Here is a 1,814-nt window from a genome sequence, read left to right on the forward strand (position 1 = left end):
AGGTAGGTGGGGCGTTCGGCGGGCGCAGCGTATACCGCGTCGCGGGCCGTGTTCACCCCGGTGAGCACCATCAGGTTGGGTAGCCCGGCGGCGTTGGCGCCGGCGATGTCGGTGTCCAGCCGGTCGCCGACGACCAGCGGGGTGTGAAAGTCGCCGCGGGCCAACGCATCGGTCATCAAGGTCGGCGACGGCTTGCCGGCGACCCGGGGTTCCGCGTCGGTGGCCGCACGCAGCGCCGCCACCATGGATCCGTTGCCGGGCAGCAGACCCCGCTCCGAGGGCAGGGTGCGATCGACGTTGGCCGCCATCCACAGCGCGCCGGCCCGGATGGCCAACGCCGCCTCGGCCAGGTCGGCCCAGCCGGTGTCGGTGGAGTGTCCTTGGACCACCGCGACCGGATCGTCGTCCCAGCGGCGCACCGGCCGCAGCCCGACCGCCGCGATTTCGTCGGCCAGCGACTCGGTGCCCACGATCAGCACCCGGGCGTCGGCCGGCAGCTGCGCGGCCAGCAGGTGGGCCGCGGTCTGGGCGCTGGTGACCACATCCTCGGCGGCCGCGGTGAACCCCAGTTCGCGCAGGTGGCCGGCGACCTGCTCGGCGCTGCGGGACGCGTTGTTGGTGATGAACAGGGTGCGGCTGTGCGGGCGGGCCTGCTCCAGCGCGTAGACCGCGCCGGCGGTGGGTTCGCTGCCCCGAAACACCGTGCCGTCCAGGTCGATCAGCAGGCAGTCGTGGCCCTGCGCCAGGGTGATCACGTCAGCTCAGCTCGCTGATCCGGTCCTCGGCGTCGGTGACCCCGTCGGTGTCGGCGGCCGCCGAGCGCACGAACCATTGGATCGCCTCCTCGGCCCGGCCCACCGCCAACAGGGTGTCGGCGTAGGCGTAGAACAGCCGGGCCGCGGTGGTGCCGGTGCGGGTGGGGTCGAGCTGCGGGGTGGACAGCAGGGTCAGTGCCTGCTCCAGCTGACCGAGGTCGGCGCGGGCGCCGGCGGTGACGATCCGCAGTTCGTCGGCCTCGTCGCCGGACAGTTGGGCGGCCTCCTCGCCGCGGGCCAGCTCGATCGCCCGTTGCGGGCGGCCCAGGCCGCGTTCGCAGTCGGCAATCATCGGCAGCAGCGACGATTTGCTGCCCATCCGGCGGGCCGCGCGCAGTTCGGCCAACGCCTGAGCCCAGTCACCGCAGTGGTAGGCCGCGATGCCGACGGCTTCCCGCACCGCCGCGATCCGCGCCGAGCGGGCCCGCGCCGCCCGCGCGTGCTGCAGCGCGGCTTCGGGGTCGTCGTCGAGCAGTTCGCCGGCCGCCACCAGGTGCCGCGCCGCCGCATCGGCGGTGCCGCGGTCCAGGGTGCTGAGCTCCCGCCGGATCTCGGGCGCCAGCTGCTTGGCCTCCACCTCTGGCGGGATCGCCGGCCCGTCCCGGCGCGGCCGCTCCTCGGTGGCCTGCGACGGCTGTGCTCGACGCGGCCGGTCGGGGCGTTGGTCGCGGGGTCCGCGCCGGCCCCCGCCGGCGCCAGTGCCGCCCGTGGGCCGGCCGCGCCGCTGTGTGCTGCCGCCTTGGGTGTCTTTGACCACCTGATGCCTTCCGTTTCCCGTCGGCTGTCCTGCTCTCGCCAAAGGATACGGCCGCCTTCCAGAACGCCACAATTAATGGCTAGGTATAGATATGCCTGTGCCCCCCAAATTGGTTTTGGGGGGCACAGGGCTTGTGGTTGTGTTCGGCGGTGTCCTACTTTTCCACCCGGGTGGGTAGTATCATCGGCGCTGGCAGGCTTAGCTTCCGGGTTCGGGATGGGTCCGGGCGTTTCCCTGTCGCT

At 72.8% G+C, this 1,814-nt stretch carries 2 protein-coding genes and 1 rRNA gene; all 3 read right to left on the reverse strand.

Translation table 11 applies throughout. From position 1 onward, the window contains the following. Positions 1 to 755, reverse strand: a 755-nt coding sequence (locus BKN37_RS27020) for an HAD-IIA family hydrolase (protein WP_071030360.1), incomplete at its 3' end; no start/stop codon positions are given. Position 756: 1 nt separating this feature from the next. Further along, positions 757 to 1,572, reverse strand: a complete 816-nt coding sequence (locus BKN37_RS27025; RefSeq protein WP_083342079.1) for a tetratricopeptide repeat protein — start codon at positions 1,570 to 1,572, stop codon at positions 757 to 759. Positions 1,573 to 1,713: 141 nt separating this feature from the next. Then, positions 1,714 to 1,814: ribosomal RNA gene (gene rrf, locus BKN37_RS27030) — 5S ribosomal RNA — on the reverse strand; the annotation flags it as partial.

The sequence above is a fragment of the Mycobacterium talmoniae genome (assembly GCF_001854525.1).
GTDB lineage: Bacteria > Actinomycetota > Actinomycetes > Mycobacteriales > Mycobacteriaceae > Mycobacterium > Mycobacterium talmoniae.